The organism is Shinella sp. (assembly GCF_035998705.1).
Classification (GTDB): Bacteria; Pseudomonadota; Alphaproteobacteria; order Rhizobiales; family Rhizobiaceae; genus Shinella.
Genome location: NZ_DASYHH010000017.1, coordinates 77,215 through 93,215 on the forward strand (window position 1 = coordinate 77,215; position 16,001 = coordinate 93,215).

Below are 16,001 nucleotides of genomic sequence, written 5' to 3' on the forward strand. Positions count from 1 at the left end.
CAAACGAGCCCGAAAGGCGCAATGGAAGACCTGCGGAGTCCGGCCGGAGGCGAACGGTTCACCCCGGGATGCCGTCCGGCAAGCAAAATGCATCCGCGTAAAACCGCCGTTTTTGCCACCACGGGCAAACTTTTTTGCAGGAACGCCTCAGCGATGCAAGACGCGGGCCTCGCCCTGCGGTGCGATATCGAGCACGGCCCGGTAGGCCTGCCGCACGGTTTCGGCGAATGTGAACGGGCCGGGACGCAGGCTGGAGGCGATGGCGCCGACCACCGAGAGCCCGCACAGCGTCTCGCCATGGCTGAGCAGGCGGCCGCAATCATCGACCGTCAGCGTCGCGGCATCGCGGCCAAGAAGCCCGGCGAGCGCGCGGGCGGACGGCATCTCACGACAATCGATGGTGTTTTCGTCAGCGGTTTTCGGATCGCAGGGTGGCACGAAGCGGGTGCGGCCGGTCTCGAATTCGGCACCGAGGCGGCGGTGCACATCCCGCGCGATGCGGATGGAAAAGTGCCGGTGCAGGCGCAGGAGATGGCGGCGATAGTGGTTGCGCTCGGCCTGGGGCAGGTTGCGCCAGACGACGGACAGGCGGGCGGAGGCGGCATCGACGACGGCCTGCCACTGGCCGCCGTCGCGCGCCTCCGCGGCGCTACATTCGTTGCGGATATAGCGGAAGGCATCCTTCAGCGAGCGGGTGGCGGGCGGCTCGCCGAAGGCCATGCCCTCATGGCCGCGGCCATGCGGCTGCGGCAGGCGGCCGGAGGCGGCAGCCACGTGGATTTCGCCGGCAAAGCCGCCCGCCCTGAGGTCGAGCAGGATGGCGGCAAGACGCGGGCCATTGCCGACCAGCGTCAGCGGCGGCGGGTCTGCCTGCTGCGACAGGCGTTCGGCAGCAGCTTCGGCGCCGCGCCAGGAAGCGGCCTCGCGCGCGGCGATGCCGAACCCGGTGGCGATGACGACATGGTCGAATTTGGCGCTCTCGCCATCGCGGAAGCAGACGCGTAGCCCGGCCTCCTCGACGCCGATATGACGCACCGCGCCGCGGAAGGTGCGGATGCGCACGTCGCGGCGCAGGCTCAGCGCCTCGCCGAAGCGGGCCATGGCATAATCCCGGAAGACAGCGCGCGGCACATGCATGTCCTGCGGCCCGCGGAGGGCGGCAACGGTGCTGCCGGCAAGCAGGCTGCCCCGCAGCCACTCGGCGAAATCATCCGGCCGATCGGGCAGGACGGACAGGTCGCGGGCGGGCTCTGTGGTCAATGCCCGTCCCGCCGGGCCATCGCCAAAAGCGCCGGGCGCATCCTCGGCATCGATCAGCCAGGCCTCGAACGGGCGGCGGAACCGCCGCATCAGCGCGATCGTCGTGGCAAGGCCCGACGGGCCGGCGCCGATGACCGCAATACGCATCGCCGGCACCGACGAAGCCCCTTCTTCCCTCACGGCCCTTTCGAAGAACATGCGCTGTCCTTTCCCTCACGGTGAACGAGAAGCCAGACCGCCATGATAGCGCGGCCTGCGATAGTTTTCTACCTTTTTAGTAGAATAATTGACGGGCGTTTGTCCGCGGGTGAATCCGGGGCGCCGCCGGACGCTTCCGGGGTGTCCTGCAGAAAGTCTGCCAGCGTCGTGCCATCGAGGATTTCACCGGAGGCGGCGGCGACCCGGGCGAAGACGCGGCGCACGGCGCAGAAGCGTTCGTCGCGGCAATCGGCACAGCGCCGGCCGCCGTCCTCCGCAAGGCAGGCGAGCGGCACGAACGGGCCTTCCAGGATGCGCAGCACCTCGCCGAAGGCGATATCCTGCGGGCGCCGCAGCAGACGATAACCGCCGTGCTGGCCGCGCCGGCTGACGACGAGGCCGGCATGTTTGAGATCGAGCAGGATCTGTTCGAGGAATTTCTTGGGGATGCCCTCGCGCGCGGCGATCGTGCCGATCTGCACGGTCTCGCCGGGTCCGGCCCGGGCGAGCTCCAACAGCGCGCGCAGCGCATATTTGGATTTTTGCGCGATCATGGCGAGGGGCCACGCCGCCTCATCATCCGGCCGCGACCGTGGCGCTGATGCACGCCGCGACGGCACGGGCCTGGATGCGGATGTCGGGAACGGCGGTGATCTCCCAATGGCGGCCGGCGGTGAGCGGCCCGAGCGCGTAGAGACCGGCGTTGCTGGTCTCATCGGCGGCAAGAACGCTGTCCTCGTCGTCGACCGCAATGCCGAGGCCGCGCGGATCGGGCCGCACGAGGCCTTTTTCCGCAAGGCTCGTCAGCAGCGGCGATGCGCTGACCGTACATCGGTCCAGCCCGGTGCAGTTGACCACCAGGTCGGCCGTCACCGGCGCGCGCCCGCGAAGAACGACCGCCAGCCGGCCGTCTTCCCGGCGCAGCGCCTCCAGCCGGCCGCGGTGGATGACGAGCTGGCCGGTGCGGCGAAGCGCCTCGATCTCCTCGGCGACGGCGGGCGCCATGCGGTGGCGGTGGACGTTCCAGAAGGAAGCGGCATGGCGCAGGAAACGGCCGCGCTGCGCCTCGCTCAAGGCCTGCCAGAAGTCATGGGTCGTGTGGCGCAGGCCATCCATGACGGCCCGCCAGTCCGGCGCGGCATCGGCCTGGGCGCGAAGTGCCGCGAGCATGGCGCTCACCTCGCTTTTACCCGGAACGAGCACGGTTTCCACCGCATCGGCGCGGCGCGCCAGATGCGGCTGCGGCAGGAGGCCATGCCGCGACACGGCATGCATGGTGCCGCGGAAACCGCGGCGCTTCAAAAGCAGCAACTGGTCGACCGTGGTGAGGCCCGTGCCGACGAAGAGCACGTCCGCATCCGCCGGCAGCCGTTCCCACCAGGCATCGGCCCAGGGATCATGCACGACGAAGCCACCGAGCCCGGGCGACAGCGCCTCTTCCGGCAGCGGCAGGCGGCGCGTACCGGCACCGGTACACAGCGCCGAGGCGTGCGCGGAAAGCTGCGTGCCGTCCGAAAGCGCGAAACACAGGCCGCCATCCTGCGCCGCTTCGGCGCTGAGCGCCTCGGCATCGACGAGGGTGAGGGCCGCGCGATTGCCGGTGCGTTTCAGGGCGGCATCGAGGCAGTCGCGGATGTAGTTGCCATAGATGCGGCGCGGCACGAAATCGTCGGTCGACCACGGATAACCTTCTTCGGCAAGCCAGGCCAAGAAGTGATTCGGACGATCGGCGAAGAGGCTCATGCGGCCGGCCGGCACGTTGAGCAGGTGGCACTCGGCCTTGGTGGAATAGGCGATGCCCCGGCCCTGCCCGGCCGCCTTGCCGACAAGGCTGACCTTGGCCGTCGGCGGCAGGAGATCGATGAGATTGAGCGCCAGCGCGACGGCCGAAAAGCCCGAGCCGATGACGGCCACATCCGTTTTGAGCGTCATGCATTCCTCCTGCGAAGACCTTGGCAAACAGTCTAGTCAGATTTATCCAGTAAATCTATAGACTATTATCGGCCAAAATCTGCAAGGGAAACGGCGAAGGCGTGGAGCGGGTTCCGTGAGGTTCCCGCTCCATTCTAGAGCCGCATTATCCGACGCCAAAGCGATGCCGCTTTGGCTGGAAATGCTCTAACGGTTGCCGACCAGCATGCGGTAGCGCAGCTGATCGATGACGACGGCGAGCACGAGCAGGCTGCCGAGCAGCACCATCTGCATGTAGGAGCCGATCTGCATGATGTTCATGCCGTTCTGTACCAGCACGATGAAGAAGGCGCCGAGCACGACGCTTTCCACCCGGCCGATGCCGCCGCGCAAGGACACGCCGGCAATGACGCAGGCGGCGATCGATTCGAGCGCGATGGTGCCGCCGAGATTTGTCTCGCCGGTTTCGACGCGGGCGGTCAGCAGGATGCCGGCGAGCGAGGCGAGCAGCGCACAGACGACATAGGCGATGAACAGCGTGCGCCGCGTGTTGATGCCTGATAGATGCGCCGCCTTGATATTGCCGCCGACGGCATAGATCTGCGCGCCTGTACGGGTGCGGTTCATCAGGATCCACATGGCGGCGATCGCCAACAGGGCCACGAGCACCGGCACGGGCACGCCGAAGATTCGCCCGAAGCCGAAGAATTCCCCGAATTCATAGGGCAGGCCCGAAACCGGCACACCGCCGGTGATGAACAGCGCCACGCCGGCGCCGACCGATTGCACGCCGAGCGTCATGATGAAGGGCGAGACGCTGAAGCCGGCAATGCCGAGGCTGTTCAGGCTGCCGATCAAGAGCGCGGAGCCGAAGCCTGCGGCAAGACCCAGCGCGATGACCAGCCACACCGCATCCGGAAACATGCCTGAAGCCGCGACCATCGCCGTGGCCGACACCACCGAGGTGAGCGCAATCGCCGTTCCGACGGACAGGTCGAAGCCGCCGGTGATCAGCACCAGCATCTGCCCGAGCGACACGAGGATCAGGTAGACCGACTGGCGCGCGACATTCGTCAGGTTCTGCACCGACAGGAACTGCGTCGAGGCGAGCGTGAAGATGATGAGGGCGGCAAGGAGGAAGAACGGCAGGACGCCGGCGCGCACGAAAACGGTGCGCAGGAAGGCGAGGATCGGCGAGCCGGCCGAAGCCTGTGTCTCCGCCACCGGTTGGGCGCTGGTGTTCATGCGTCTGGCCTTTCATGGGAGAAGAAGGAGGCGAGGATCACTTCCTCGTTGATGGCGTCGCCCTCGAGCTCCGCCGAGATGCGGCCGGCCGAGAAGACGATGAGGCGATGGGCGAGGTTCATGGCTTCGGGCAGATCGGAGGAGATGACCACTATGGCCTTGCCGGCCTCCGCCAGTTCCTTGATCAGCCGGTAGAGGGCTGCGCGCGTGCCCATATCGACGCCGACGGTCGGTTCGTCGAAAATGTAGATGTCGTAGTCGCGGCCAAACCCCTTGCCGAACAGCGCCTTCTGCTGGTTGCCGCCGGACAGCGTCGAGATGGCGCGGCCCATATAGGCGTCCGGGATATCGACGCGCCGCGCGATGCCGTCGGTGATAGTGCGCAACCGGGCCGGCGAGAGCGCGCCGAGCAGGCCGGATGCATCCCTGCGCTCAAGCGCACCGAGCGCGATATTGCTGCGCGTCGTCGCCGAGAGCATCAGTCCTTCGGACTTGCGGTCCGGCGGCAGATAGAAGACGCCGTCCTCGACGAAGCGGCGGGTCGGCGCATGGGTCACGTCCCTGCCCTTCAGCGACACCGACCCGGCCTTGATCGGCAACAGCCCGACGGCGGCGCGCCAGGTGCGCGACTTGCCGCTGCCGACGAGGCCGGCGACGCCGAGCACCTCGCCTGCCCGGACATCGATATCCACACCGCCGACGCCCCAGGCTTTCAGCCCTCGGATCGACAGCAGCACGTCGCCATCCGGCTTGCGGGCAATCGTCGGATAGATTTCGTCGATGGCGCGGCCCGTCATCATCTCGACCAGCGCCTTGGGAGAGAGCGCATCGACGCCGACCGTGCCGATCAGCTTGCCGTCACGCAGCACCGTGATGCGGTCGGCGATCTGCGAGAATTCCTGGATGCGGTGGGAAATATAGACGATGCCGACGCCGCGGGCCTTCGCCTCGCGCACGATGCGGAACAGCGTTTCCGTCTCGCGCTCCGTCAAGGAGGCGGTCGGCTCATCGAGAATGAGGATGCGCGCCTCGGAATGGATCGCCTTGGCGATCTCCGTCATCTGCTGCTCGGCGCGCGAAAGGCTGACGACGGAGCGGCGCACATCGATCGGGAAACCGAGATCGGCGAAGAGCTTTTCGGCACCGCGGCGCATGGCGCCCTTGTCGGTGAAGGGGCCGCGCTTCGGCTCGCTGCCGAGATAGATGTTTTCCGCCACGCTCATGGTCGGCACGAGCGAGAATTCCTGGAAAACTGCGGCGACGCCGTTCTTCTTGGCGTCGCCCACCGAGGCGAAGGATATTTCGTCGCCATTGAGCAAGAGCGCGCCTGCCGTCTGCGGATAGACGCCGGACAGGATGGAAATCAGCGTCGATTTGCCGGCACCGTTCTCGCCGAACAGCACATGCACTTCGCCCGGCATCAGCGTGAAGGACACGCCGTCCAGCGCCTTCACCCCCGGAAATGTCTTGGTAATGCCCGTCATCTCGACGAGCGGCATCGCGGAACCGGTCACCCTCGTCCCTCCTCAATGGCGGCCCCGGCGCGTGCCGGGACCGCATGCGGTCGTCTTGGGTTCTTTTAGTTCACGCCGAAGACCGGCTTGAAGCCATCCGGCGGCAGGATGTTGGTCTGCGGCACGGTCTCGACATTCGACGGATCGACGACGAAGATCTTCGGGCCGACATGCTTGGTGAGTTCCTTGCCTTCCAGCGCGCGCACCGCCTGGTCGATGGCGATACGGCCCTGGATGACCATGGAATCGGCGGGGGCCGCGAGGATGAAGCCGCGCTTGATGCCCTCGTAGACGCCGGGCGTCATGTAGAAGGCGAGAAGCTCGACCTGGCCCTTGAGGCCGCGTTCGCGGATGAGGCCCTGGGCCGCTTCCGCCGTCACCGCCGTGCCGGCGATGTAGCGCACATCGGGTTCGGCCTGCAGCACGTCCTCGACGAGCTTCAGCTGGGCTTCCTTGCCGGTATCGCCGAACTTCGGATCGAGCACCTGCACGGCGGAGCCGGCAACGGCTTCCATGAAGCCCTTGTTGGCGGCTTCCACCCAGCCCGCACCTGCCGGGCCGGGGAACCAGCCGACCTTGACCGGATCGCTGCCCGCCGGGTGCTTCTTGGCGAGATAGGCGCCGGTCTCGTGGCCCATCGTGTAGAAGGAGACGAGCGACTTGGCGGTCACGTCCGGCGAGGAGATGCCGTTGATGACGTCGATGACCGGGATGCCCTTCTTGGTGACTTCCGAGACGAGGTTGTTGAGGCCGTCGAACGAGATAGCGCCGATCACCACGGCCTCAGCGCCGCCGGCGACGCAATCCTCGATCTGGCTGATCTGCTTGGCGAGTTCGGTATAGCCGCCGGCATCGACGAGGTTCATCTTGACGCCGAGATCCTTCGCCTGTTCGGCGACGCCGTAATCGACGCCGAGCCAGTAGGCATCCTTCATGTGCGGGAAGGAGACGCAGATGTTCCAGGGCTTTTCAGCCTTGGCGAGCGGTTCGTATTTCACGTCGACCGGCTTGCCATCCGCGGCAAAGGGCGGTTCGATCGCCTGGGCGTCATAGGGATACCAGGTCTCGGCCATGGCCGCGCCGTTGAGCGCGAAGGCCAGGGCCGTGGTGGCGAGTGCAGTTCTGACGAGCGTGTTCATTATCGTTCCCTCTCTTGTTTTGATGAATGCGTTTGGTGTCAGTTGAAGGTCGCGCGCAGCCTCCCGAGAAGGCCGGCGCGGTCCTTGCGGGCGGCGAGCGCTTCTTCCATCGTCACCTTGACGAAACGGGTGGGCGTGTGCGGCTGGAGCTGGCCGATCAGGTCCATGTCGGCCGAGATGACCGTGCCGACCATGAAATAGCCGCCGCCGGAGACGGCATCCCGATGCAGGATGATCGGTTCCGTGCCGCCCGGCACCTGGATCGAGCCGTAGGGGTAGCAGCTATCGACGATGTTCGACGGGTCGGAGCCGGCGCCGAAGGGCTGTTCGCGCTCGACGAAATCGAGCTTGCGGCCGCCCTTGAAGCGATAGCCCATGCGGTCCGCCTCGTTCGCCACCTTCCATTCGTCGGCGAAGAAGTTTTCCTGCGACTGTTCGGTGACGCGGTGCCAGTAGAGGCCCGGCAGCACGCGCAGTTCCGCCGGCATGCCCGGCTTGCGGCGCAGGTCTTCGGCAACCGTCTTGCCCTCGTTGGCAAGGCTGCCCTTGCCGACCGGCAGTTCGTCACCCGTGGCAACCGGCCGGCCCTTGAAGCCGCCGAGCGCGCCGATCGGATAGGTCGAGCGGCTGCCGAGCGCTTCCGGCACATCGATGCCGCCGGAAACGGCGATGCAGATGCGGGCGCCGGACTTGAGGAAATCGAAGGTCAGCGTCTGGCCGGCCTTGACCTTGAAGGCGGTCCAGCCGGGCTGTGCCACGCCATCGACCTTGGCCGGCATGTCGGCGCCGGTAATGGCGACGAGCGCGTCTTCGGTGAATTCCAGTTTCGGGCCGATGAAGACGGCTTCGAGGCCGGCGGCACCCTCGTCATTGCCGACGAGCAGGTTTGCCGCGCGCATCGCATAGCGGTCCATCGCGCCGCCGACCGGAATGCCGAGGTGGAAATAGCCGGGGCGGCCGAGATCCTGGACGGTGGTCGCGAGACCGTGGTGGAGAACCTTAATGGCCATAGAGCATGCCCTCCAGCTTGGCATTGGTGCCGTCGATATCCTTCTGGAATTCCCGGAGGTCGAAGCTGACCTCACGGATCGGGGGCGCGAAGCGGCCCTTGTCGACATCCTCCACCGCCTGGTCATAGGCGTCGCGATCGATCGGCTTGAACTTCACGATGTCGCCGGGGCGGAAGAACACCATGAAATCGCGCAGGTAGCTGGTCGTCTGGGTCGGGTCGAAGATCGGCATCGGCGTGATGCCGAACATCTGGTAGCCGCCGGCACCACGCACCGAATAGATGCAGCCGAAGCAGCCGCCATGGCCGACCGTCAGCTTGGGCGTGTCCGTGCGGGGGCGCAGGTACTTCGGCACCTGAATCTGCCGCTGGCGCTCGACCATCTGGTACATGAAGGGCAGGCCGGCGACGAAGCCGACCATCGAGACGAACCAGGGCGAACCGGAATGCGCGCCGACGAAATCGTCGACCGAGCCGTAGTCGTTGATGCGGGCTGCGTAGTCGAGGTCGGTGCCCGCCGGGTCCTGGTGACGCTCGCGAAAGCGCATCAGCGTCTCGTGCGTCCACGGGTCGTTGTAGAAGACGGGGATTTCGACGATGCGGGTCTTCAACACCGGCTCGGCCTTGGCGGCAGCACCCTCGATCGACTTCACTTCCTTCAGGATGTCGTCGGGATGGATGATGTCCGGGTTGAACTTGATCTGGAACGAGGCGTTGGCCGGGCAGATTTCCGTGACGCCCTTGATGCCGCTTTCGCGCACGCCCTTGGCCATGGAGAGGCTCTTGAAGAAGGCCTCGAGCGACATGTCCTCGCTGCATTCGACGAAGAGGTGCTCATCGCCCCCGAATGTGTATCTGATGCTCATCAGGCAACCTCCGCAGTCGCGCCGGCTTTCGCGGCGAATTCGGTTTCAAGCCATGTTTCGAGGAATCGCGTGTCGAAGGCGCCGCGCCGGACGCTGTCGTCCTCGGCGAGTGCGAGGTGCAGCGGCACCGTCGTCCTGATGCCCTCGATCGTCAGGCCTTCCAGCGCGCCCTTCAACTTCTTGAGGCAGGCATCGCGCGTCTCGGCCCAGACGATCAGCTTGCCGACGAGCGAGTCGTAGAAGGGCGGGATCGTGTAGCCTTCGTAGAGCATCGTATCGAAGCGGATGCCCTCGCCTTCCGGCACGACGAGTTTGGTGATGGTGCCCGGTGCCGGAAGAAAGCCCTTGGCCGGGTCTTCGGCATTGATGCGGCATTCGATGGCGTGACCTTCGGCCTGCACGTCCTCCTGGCGGATCGACAGCGGCGCGCCGCCGGCGATGCGGATCATCTCTTCGACAAGGTCGATGCCGGTGATCATCTCGGTGACGGGGTGCTCGACCTGGATGCGGGTGTTCACCTCGATGAAGTAGAACTCCTTCGTCACCTCGTCGTAGAGATATTCCACCGTTCCGGCGCCGCGGTAGCCGACCTCGCGGGCAAGCGCCACGGCACTGTCGCAAAGCCGGGTGCGCACGTCTGCGGGCAGCAGGAAGGACGGGGCTTCTTCCCAGACCTTCTGGCGGCGGCGCTGAAGCGAGCATTCCCGCTCGAAACAATGGATGAAGTTCTTTCCGTCGCCGAGGATCTGCACCTCGACATGGCGCGCTTTGGTGATGACCTTTTCCAGATAGAGGCCGCCATCGCCGAAGGAGGCGAGCGCTTCGGCAGACGCCTGCGGGAAATGGCGCTCCAGATCGGCAAGGTCGGCGGCGATGCGGATACCGCGACCGCCGCCGCCTGCCGCCGCCTTGATCATGATCGGAAAGCCGGTCTTCGCCGCCACGGCCCGTGCTTCCTCGATCGTTGCAAGGCGTCCGGCACTGCCAGGCACGGTCGGAACACCAGCCTTGGCAGCAACTTCACGGGCCGCGACCTTGTCGCCGAGCAGGCGGATCGCATCACCCTTCGGGCCGATGAAGATCAGGCCGGCTGCCTCGACCGCGTCGGCGAAATCGGCGTTTTCCGACAGGAAGCCGTAGCCCGGATGCACGGCATCGACGCCGGCCGCCTTGGCGGCATTCACCACCGCCTCGATGTTGAGATAGGATTTCTTCGGCGCCGGCGAGCCGATATCGACGGCCGCATCGGCGAGCTTCACCGCCAGCATGTCGGCGTCCGCGGCGCTGTGGACCTGCACGGTGCGAATGCCGAGCGCCTTCGCCGCCTTGATGATGCGCACCGCGATCTCGCCGCGGTTGGCAACGAGGAGCGAGCGGATCGTCATGCCTCCACCTCGGCGATGACCTGGCCGGCCATGACCGGCTCTTCATTGTCGACGAGGAAGGTGATGTTCTTTCCCTCGACGCCGGCCGGCACTTCCTGGAAGGTCTTCATGACCTCGATGAGCCCGATCGCATCGCCGCTCGCCACGCTGGCGCCATCCGCCTTGAACGGCGGCACATCCGGCGAGGAGGCCCGGTAGAAGGTGCCCGGCAGGGGCGATCTGATCTCGATCTTGCTCATGTCTCTCTCCACTTAGGATGTTAGTGTCAGGCGACGTCGGAGACCGACGTTATGCGAATGCCTTCGGCAACGAGCGCCTCGCGCATCTGGCGCACGATATCGAGCGCGCCGAGCGTATCGGAATGGAAGCAGATGGACTCGAAATCGATTTCGATGTCGTTGCCCTTGACGGTCTTGACCTTGCCTTCCTTGCAGGCGCGCACGACCTTGCGGGCGATGGCCGCGGGATCCGGCCGGCCGGCATCGCGGGTAAAGACGATGGAGCCGCTGTCGTCGTAGTCACGATCGGCGTAGAACTCGCGCACGACCGGCTGGCCGACCTCTATGGCCGCGCGCCAGGTGGCCGAGCCGCCCATGCAGAAGATGTAGGCGTTCGGCTCCACGGTGCGCATATATTGCACGAAGATCTGCGACAGCTCCGGATTGACCGCCAGTTCCATGTAGAGCGCGCCATGCGGCTTCACATGCTGGAGGCGGGCGCTGTGGCGGTGGGCGAATTCCTTGATGGCGCCGACCTGGTAGACCATGTCGTTGACGAGTTCCTTGGCGGTGCCGGCGATCTTGCGGCGGCCGAAACCCTGGAGGTCGTTGTAGCCCGGATGGGCGCCGATGCCGACGCCGTGCTGGGTGGCAAGCCGGACGGTCTGGTCCATCAGGCTCGGATCGCCGGCATGGAAGCCGGCGGCGATATTGGCCGAGCTGATCAGCGGCATGAGGGATGCGTCATCGGTATCACCGACGCGCCAGCGGCCGAAGGCCTCGCCCATGTCGCAGTTGATGTCGACTACCTCACGCAATGTCTCTTCCCTCAATGCTTCTGTCGGACGAGGGAAACGCTAGGGCATCTATCTTCATTTGAAAAATTCTATTTTTACATATATGAATTCTGAAAATCAGAACACTATGCCCATTTTTGTTGCGCTGCAAAAGCAATATAAAACAGATGAATAGGTTGGCAATGCCCACAATGAAGCGGCTTCGTGCCCATTTCGATATCGCCTGTTCTGATTTTTTGATACCGCTTCGCGAGAAACCAGATAGGGGCACACAGCCTTGACGATCAGCCTCAGACAGATCCGCTACTTTGTCGCGACCGCCGAGCTTGGCCAGATCTCACAGGCCGCGGTGGACCTGTCGATTTCGCAATCCGCGGTGACGACGGCGATCAAGGAACTGGAGCGGACCGTCGGCGTCAGCCTGTTCCTGCGCACGCCGCATGGCATGGACCTGACGTCGGCCGGCCGGCAGTTCCTGTCGCATGCCTATGAGATCCTGAAGAAGGTCGACGAGGCGATGCATTTGAATGTCGTCAGCAGCGAGATCGAGGGCACGCTGACCGTCGCAGCGACCTATACCGTCATCGGCTATTTCCTGCCGCTGCATATCGAGCGGCTGCGCCGGCTGTTTCCGAAGCTGGAAATCCAGCTCTTCGAACTCAATCGCGAGTCGATCGAGGAAGGGCTCTTGAGCAACCGCTACGACATGTCGGTGCTGCTCACCTCCAACATCCTCAACCCGGCGCTCATTACGGAAAAGGTTCTGAGCTCGACGCGCCGCCTCTGGCTGCCGGCGCAGCATCTCCTGCTCCAGGCCGAGACCGTGGGGCTGCGGGAGATCGCCGACGAGCCCTACATCATGCTGACGGTGGACGAGGCGGCGCATTCGGCGCTGAAATACTGGAGCGCTACGCCCTACCAGCCGCGCGTCATCCTGCGCACCTCGTCGGTGGAGGCGACGCGATCGCTCGTCGCCAACGGCCAGGGGGTGGCGATCCTCTCGGACATGGTGCACCGGCCCTGGTCGCTGGAGGGCCGGCGCATCGAGACGGTCAATATCAGCGATCCGGTGCCGGCGATGGATGTCGGCCTCGCCTGGCGCCGCAACATGGAGCTGACGCCGCCCATGCTCGCCTTCCGCTCCTATTTCCAGCAGGCCTTCCACCTGCCGGAGCGGTAAACTTAGCGGCGAACGCGCGGATAGCTGTAGGAGATAATCTCCTCGACCGGCGGAGGCCGTATGATGCTCGTTCCAATCTATAGGATGCAATTATTGTATGCATATATTTTCGAAGTAAGCCCGTATTTCTTCGGGCGTAAAGAGCCCCATAGGGAAGAAGGAATATTCGCCAGGCGCCGGTCTTCAACCCTATCTGCTCCCAAGCGCGGCGCGCGAACCGGTGGACAGAATCGGCCTTTGTGTGCAATTTGCGCGAGATATTTTGTGCGTATGGAGACCGCGAATGGCGAAGAAAGTTGACGATCAGGGCCGCGGCCGCTCGCAAGCCGTTCATCGTGCGCTGAAGCGCGCCATTCTCGACCAGGCGTTGTCGCCCGGCTCGAAGCTGCCGGAGGATTCGATCGGCGAACGGCTCGGCGTCAGCCGCACCCTGGTGCGCGAGGCGCTGGTGAGGCTCAGCGAGGAAGGTCTCGTCGACCTGCGACCCAACAAGGGTGCGACGGTGGCGCGGCCGACGCTCGAAGAGGGCCGCAACCTGTTCCTGACGCGCATGGCGCTGGAGCGCCTCGTCGTCGAGACGCTTGCCGGCAAGCTCACCAAGGAGCAGATCGACACGCTCGCCGCCCATATCGCGGCGGAGGATGCCGAGAAGGAACATGCGACCTCGATCCGGCTTGCCGGCGAGTTCCATACAATGCTGGCGCAGATGACCAACAATGCCAGCCTCATCCGCTATGTGAACGAACTCGTCGCCCGCAGCTCGCTGATCCTGGCGCTCTACGGCCGGCCGCATTCCTCGGACTGCGCCGTCTCCGAACATCAGGAACTGCTCGACAGCCTGATCGCCGGCAAGGCCGAAGACGCCTCCAAGCTGATGGCCCACCATCTCGATTCGATCACCACGCGCGCGCTGCTGCCGCGCGAAGACGATCGCAACATCAAGGATGTGCTCACCGCCTATGCGGCAGCCGAAGGCCTCGCCTGACCGGCTCGCCGTTCAGGCGCCGGTTGCCAGGGTCAAGCGCTCGGCCGGCGTGTCGACGACCATCCGCCGGACCCAGTTCACGAAATTGCGGATATCGGGCTCGTTGCGGCGGGCGTGTTTGACGTTGAGATAATACGCCCGGCCCGACGGCATGCGCGCGTCGTTCCAAACCTGGAGCCCGCCCTCCGAAACCCGCTGCTCGGCGAGAAAATACGGGACCAGCGCGATGCCGAGGCCCTGCTCGGCCATTTCCACGGCGAAGAGATAGTGGCTCGCGCCGAGCACGGATGCATTGTCCAGCAGGTCGCTGCCACCGATCAAGTCGAGATAGCCCTGCCAGTCCGACATGAAATCGCGCTCCTCGACCTCCGTCGTGATGAGCGCATAACCGCGTTTGCGATCCGGCGGGATCTGCTCGGCGGTGCCCACGGCAACCAGATCCTCGGGCAGGAGCTTGACGCTCCAGAACCCGTCCTTGACCGGCGTGGTGGTGAAGAAGATATCGGCGATCGCGTCGCTGAGTTCCGGCTGGTAGGCCTGCAATTTGATCTGCATGCGGCAGTCGGCGGCTTGCGGATAGAGTTTCACCCGGGGGATCAGCCAGCCGGAGCCGAAGGACGTGCAGACCGCGACACGAAGCGCCGGCGTCGTCTCGCTGATGCTGCTCCGGATCGAATTTTCGATCTGGGCGAAGGCGAAGGACAGGGACCTGGCGAGCTTGGTGCCGCGATCCGTGAAAGCCAGGTTACGGCCGGCCTTCTCGATCAGGTCCTCGCCGATCTGGGTGCGCAGATAGCGCAGCTGATGGCTGATTGCGCTGCGTGTAATCGCCAGCTCATCGGCCGCATTGGCGATGGAGCGATGGCGAAAGACGCATTCGAATACCTGTAAGGCCCTGATATTGCATTGCATTCGTGCGTCACCTCATCCCCTGGCATTTCGGATCGCATACCGCAAGGCAAGGCACCTGCCACCGTCCGTGAAACAGCCCGCAACGCCTTTCCCTCTTAATTGGTAATTTAGAACCCCATTCAAGAGAACCTGCGCAAATGCACAGATAGCGCGCAATTCACTGCGAAAGAGGGGTAGGAGTGTGAATTCTCCTCATCGAAGTTAAGAGCCTTCACAAAATCTGTCATCACGTGCCTCCGCTTTATACGGGTCCGCCGCGTGAGTATGGTTTACGAAACTGTCCTTACAAGGTGTTCAGGGACGGAACCGCGCGTAGCCGTCGCAACCGCGTTCGGCTTGGCGGCAGTCCTGCTGGCGGTAGAGCCGGCGGTAGTTGCCCTCTTCGTAGCGGATGCGCTGCTTTCGCCGGTGCTCCCGCAACGCCGGCGATACCGAACCGGAATAGCCGGGGCGGATATCCGGTGCGCGTTCCGTCGTGCAGCCGGCGAGGACGAAACCGGTCGCCAGCACGATCATCAGCAGCTTGGGAATGGCCGGGGTTGAATGCATCTCACCTCTCCTTGCCCGCGCGCCACGGTTTTGCCTTCGAATGGCACGTTTGCGAACAATTTTCTTTAAAACGCTGTTAACTGCGTATCGTACAGATTGCCATGGGCCGGATGACTCCAGAATGAACGTCGTGCTCAGCGATGGTTCAGGTCACGGCAGTCATATCTTCAGACGAACGTCAGGTTCGTTTCGAAATCGAGGAAAACTCATGAAAATCGTTGGTATCGCGCTCGCATCCCTCTTTCTTGCCACGGCCGCGCAGGCCGACGACATTTCGCTCGGCAAGCCCGGTTACGGCGGCAGCGGCTGCCCGGCCAACAGCGTTTCGGCAACGCTGAGCCCGGATGGCAAGGCGCTCAGCCTGCTGTTCGACGACTATGTCGTGGAAGCCGGCGGCGAAACGGGCAAGTCCTTCGACCGCAAGACCTGCAACGTCGCGATCCCGGTGCACGTGCCGCAGGGCCGCAGCGTCTCGGTGCTGGCGATCGACTATCGCGGCTTCAACCAGCTGCCGCGCGGCGCCCGCTCGCAGTTCAACGTCGAATATTTCTTCGCCGGCACACGCGGCCCGGCCTTCCGCCAGACATTTACCGGCCCGCAGGAAAAGGACTACCTGATCTCCAACAAGCTGGTAGCAGAATCGCTGATCTGGTCGGCCTGCGGCGAGGACGTCAACCTGCGCACCAATTCCAGCATTCGCGTCAACACGACGCGCGGCCAGGAAGCCATGGCGACGGTCGACACCCAGGACGTCAAGGCGGCGATCATTTATCGGCTGCAGTGGCGCACCTGCCGCTAAAGCATTTCCGCTTTTCTCCGAATCACGAAAACGC

At 64.6% G+C, this 16,001-nt stretch carries 16 protein-coding genes; 3 read left to right on the top strand and 13 right to left on the bottom strand.

The features are described from left to right. Nucleotides 1–147: 147 nt before the first annotated feature. The 11 genes from VGN93_RS13590 to VGN93_RS13640 all read right to left on the bottom strand — a co-directional run bounded on the left by VGN93_RS13590 (nucleotide 148) and on the right by VGN93_RS13640 (nucleotide 11,563). On the bottom strand, nucleotides 148–1,458 hold the full coding sequence (locus tag VGN93_RS13590) for an FAD/NAD(P)-binding protein (RefSeq protein WP_327507922.1): 1,311 nt from the start codon (nucleotides 1,456–1,458) through the stop codon (nucleotides 148–150). A gap of 68 nt (nucleotides 1,459–1,526) precedes the next feature. Beyond that, nucleotides 1,527–2,012, bottom strand: a complete 486-nt coding sequence (locus tag VGN93_RS13595; RefSeq protein ID WP_319310223.1) for an Rrf2 family transcriptional regulator — start codon at nucleotides 2,010–2,012, stop codon at nucleotides 1,527–1,529. Nucleotides 2,013–2,034: 22 nt separating this feature from the next. Then, nucleotides 2,035–3,390 carry an FAD/NAD(P)-binding protein gene (locus tag VGN93_RS13600; RefSeq protein ID WP_319310222.1) on the bottom strand — a complete coding sequence of 452 codons (1,356 nt, stop codon included), beginning with the start codon at nucleotides 3,388–3,390 and terminating at the stop codon, nucleotides 2,035–2,037. Between the two features lie 186 nt (nucleotides 3,391–3,576). Next, nucleotides 3,577–4,614 (bottom strand): ABC transporter permease, encoded by a 1,038-nt coding sequence (locus tag VGN93_RS13605; protein ID WP_319310219.1) that lies wholly within the window; start codon nucleotides 4,612–4,614, stop codon nucleotides 3,577–3,579. Beyond that, nucleotides 4,611–6,128 (bottom strand): sugar ABC transporter ATP-binding protein, encoded by a 1,518-nt coding sequence (locus VGN93_RS13610; protein WP_327507923.1) that lies wholly within the window; start codon nucleotides 6,126–6,128, stop codon nucleotides 4,611–4,613. The genes VGN93_RS13605 and VGN93_RS13610 overlap by 4 nt, the downstream gene beginning before the upstream one ends. Before the next feature lie 65 nt (nucleotides 6,129–6,193). After that, nucleotides 6,194–7,267 (bottom strand): TMAO reductase system periplasmic protein TorT, encoded by a 1,074-nt coding sequence (gene torT / locus VGN93_RS13615; protein ID WP_327507924.1) that lies wholly within the window; start codon nucleotides 7,265–7,267, stop codon nucleotides 6,194–6,196. 38 nt (nucleotides 7,268–7,305) lie between these two features. Beyond that, nucleotides 7,306–8,277, bottom strand: coding sequence for a biotin-dependent carboxyltransferase family protein (locus VGN93_RS13620; RefSeq protein WP_327507925.1), 972 nt, complete (start codon nucleotides 8,275–8,277; stop codon nucleotides 7,306–7,308). Beyond that, nucleotides 8,267–9,142, bottom strand: coding sequence for a 5-oxoprolinase subunit B family protein (locus VGN93_RS13625; RefSeq protein ID WP_327507926.1), 876 nt, complete (start codon nucleotides 9,140–9,142; stop codon nucleotides 8,267–8,269). The genes VGN93_RS13620 and VGN93_RS13625 overlap by 11 nt, the downstream gene beginning before the upstream one ends. Continuing rightward, the gene (locus VGN93_RS13630) at nucleotides 9,142–10,527 is read right to left on the bottom strand and encodes an acetyl-CoA carboxylase biotin carboxylase subunit (protein WP_327507927.1); all 1,386 of its coding nucleotides are present in this window, start codon (nucleotides 10,525–10,527) and stop codon (nucleotides 9,142–9,144) included. The genes VGN93_RS13625 and VGN93_RS13630 overlap by 1 nt, the downstream gene beginning before the upstream one ends. Further along, nucleotides 10,524–10,766 (bottom strand): acetyl-CoA carboxylase, encoded by a 243-nt coding sequence (locus tag VGN93_RS13635; protein WP_327507928.1) that lies wholly within the window; start codon nucleotides 10,764–10,766, stop codon nucleotides 10,524–10,526. Before VGN93_RS13635 ends, VGN93_RS13630 begins: the two co-directional genes overlap by 4 nt. A gap of 26 nt (nucleotides 10,767–10,792) precedes the next feature. Next, on the bottom strand, nucleotides 10,793–11,563 hold the full coding sequence (locus VGN93_RS13640; RefSeq protein ID WP_327507929.1) for a 5-oxoprolinase subunit PxpA: 771 nt from the start codon (nucleotides 11,561–11,563) through the stop codon (nucleotides 10,793–10,795). 256 nt (nucleotides 11,564–11,819) lie between these two features. Between VGN93_RS13640 and VGN93_RS13645 the strand changes: the two genes are divergently transcribed. Together VGN93_RS13645 and VGN93_RS13650 are read left to right on the top strand one after the other, a co-directional pair. Continuing rightward, nucleotides 11,820–12,722: a LysR family transcriptional regulator gene (locus tag VGN93_RS13645; protein ID WP_327507930.1), complete on the top strand. Its 903-nt coding sequence runs from the start codon at nucleotides 11,820–11,822 to the stop codon at nucleotides 12,720–12,722. Between the two features lie 283 nt (nucleotides 12,723–13,005). Then, nucleotides 13,006–13,707, top strand: coding sequence for a GntR family transcriptional regulator (locus VGN93_RS13650; RefSeq protein ID WP_327507931.1), 702 nt, complete (start codon nucleotides 13,006–13,008; stop codon nucleotides 13,705–13,707). Nucleotides 13,708–13,719: 12 nt separating this feature from the next. On the opposite strand, the gene VGN93_RS13655 is transcribed toward VGN93_RS13650, so the two are convergent. Together VGN93_RS13655 and VGN93_RS13660 are read right to left on the bottom strand one after the other, a co-directional pair. Beyond that, complete coding sequence (locus VGN93_RS13655) at nucleotides 13,720–14,619, bottom strand: LysR family transcriptional regulator (protein WP_327507932.1); 900 nt, start codon at nucleotides 14,617–14,619, stop codon at nucleotides 13,720–13,722. A gap of 294 nt (nucleotides 14,620–14,913) precedes the next feature. Next, nucleotides 14,914–15,168 carry a hypothetical protein gene (locus tag VGN93_RS13660; protein ID WP_327507933.1) on the bottom strand — a complete coding sequence of 85 codons (255 nt, stop codon included), beginning with the start codon at nucleotides 15,166–15,168 and terminating at the stop codon, nucleotides 14,914–14,916. A gap of 208 nt (nucleotides 15,169–15,376) precedes the next feature. On the opposite strand from VGN93_RS13660, the gene VGN93_RS13665 reads away from it, so the two are divergent. Next, the gene (locus tag VGN93_RS13665; RefSeq protein ID WP_327507934.1) at nucleotides 15,377–15,967 is read left to right on the top strand and encodes a DUF4360 domain-containing protein; all 591 of its coding nucleotides are present in this window, start codon (nucleotides 15,377–15,379) and stop codon (nucleotides 15,965–15,967) included. The last annotated feature ends 34 nt before the right edge of the window (nucleotides 15,968–16,001 follow it).

Bases quoted from the DNA above. Each gene is read 5' to 3' on its own strand.
- VGN93_RS13605 (WP_319310219.1), bottom strand. From the start codon at position 4,614: ATGAACACCAGCGCCCAACCGGTGGCGGAGACACAGGCTTCGGCCGGC.
- VGN93_RS13625 (WP_327507926.1), bottom strand. From the start codon at position 9,142: ATGAGCATCAGATACACATTCGGGGGCGATGAGCACCTCTTCGTCGAA.
- VGN93_RS13630 (WP_327507927.1), bottom strand. From the start codon at position 10,527: ATGACGATCCGCTCGCTCCTCGTTGCCAACCGCGGCGAGATCGCGGTG.
- VGN93_RS13595 (WP_319310223.1), bottom strand. From the start codon at position 2,012: ATGATCGCGCAAAAATCCAAATATGCGCTGCGCGCGCTGTTGGAGCTC.
- VGN93_RS13650 (WP_327507931.1), top strand. From the start codon at position 13,006: ATGGCGAAGAAAGTTGACGATCAGGGCCGCGGCCGCTCGCAAGCCGTT.
- VGN93_RS13620 (WP_327507925.1), bottom strand. From the start codon at position 8,277: ATGGCCATTAAGGTTCTCCACCACGGTCTCGCGACCACCGTCCAGGAT.
- VGN93_RS13590 (WP_327507922.1), bottom strand. From the start codon at position 1,458: ATGTTCTTCGAAAGGGCCGTGAGGGAAGAAGGGGCTTCGTCGGTGCCG.
- VGN93_RS13660 (WP_327507933.1), bottom strand. From the start codon at position 15,168: ATGCATTCAACCCCGGCCATTCCCAAGCTGCTGATGATCGTGCTGGCG.
- VGN93_RS13655 (WP_327507932.1), bottom strand. From the start codon at position 14,619: ATGCAATGCAATATCAGGGCCTTACAGGTATTCGAATGCGTCTTTCGC.
- VGN93_RS13600 (WP_319310222.1), bottom strand. From the start codon at position 3,390: ATGACGCTCAAAACGGATGTGGCCGTCATCGGCTCGGGCTTTTCGGCC.
- VGN93_RS13635 (WP_327507928.1), bottom strand. From the start codon at position 10,766: ATGAGCAAGATCGAGATCAGATCGCCCCTGCCGGGCACCTTCTACCGG.
- VGN93_RS13665 (WP_327507934.1), top strand. From the start codon at position 15,377: ATGAAAATCGTTGGTATCGCGCTCGCATCCCTCTTTCTTGCCACGGCC.
- torT (WP_327507924.1), bottom strand. From the start codon at position 7,267: ATGAACACGCTCGTCAGAACTGCACTCGCCACCACGGCCCTGGCCTTC.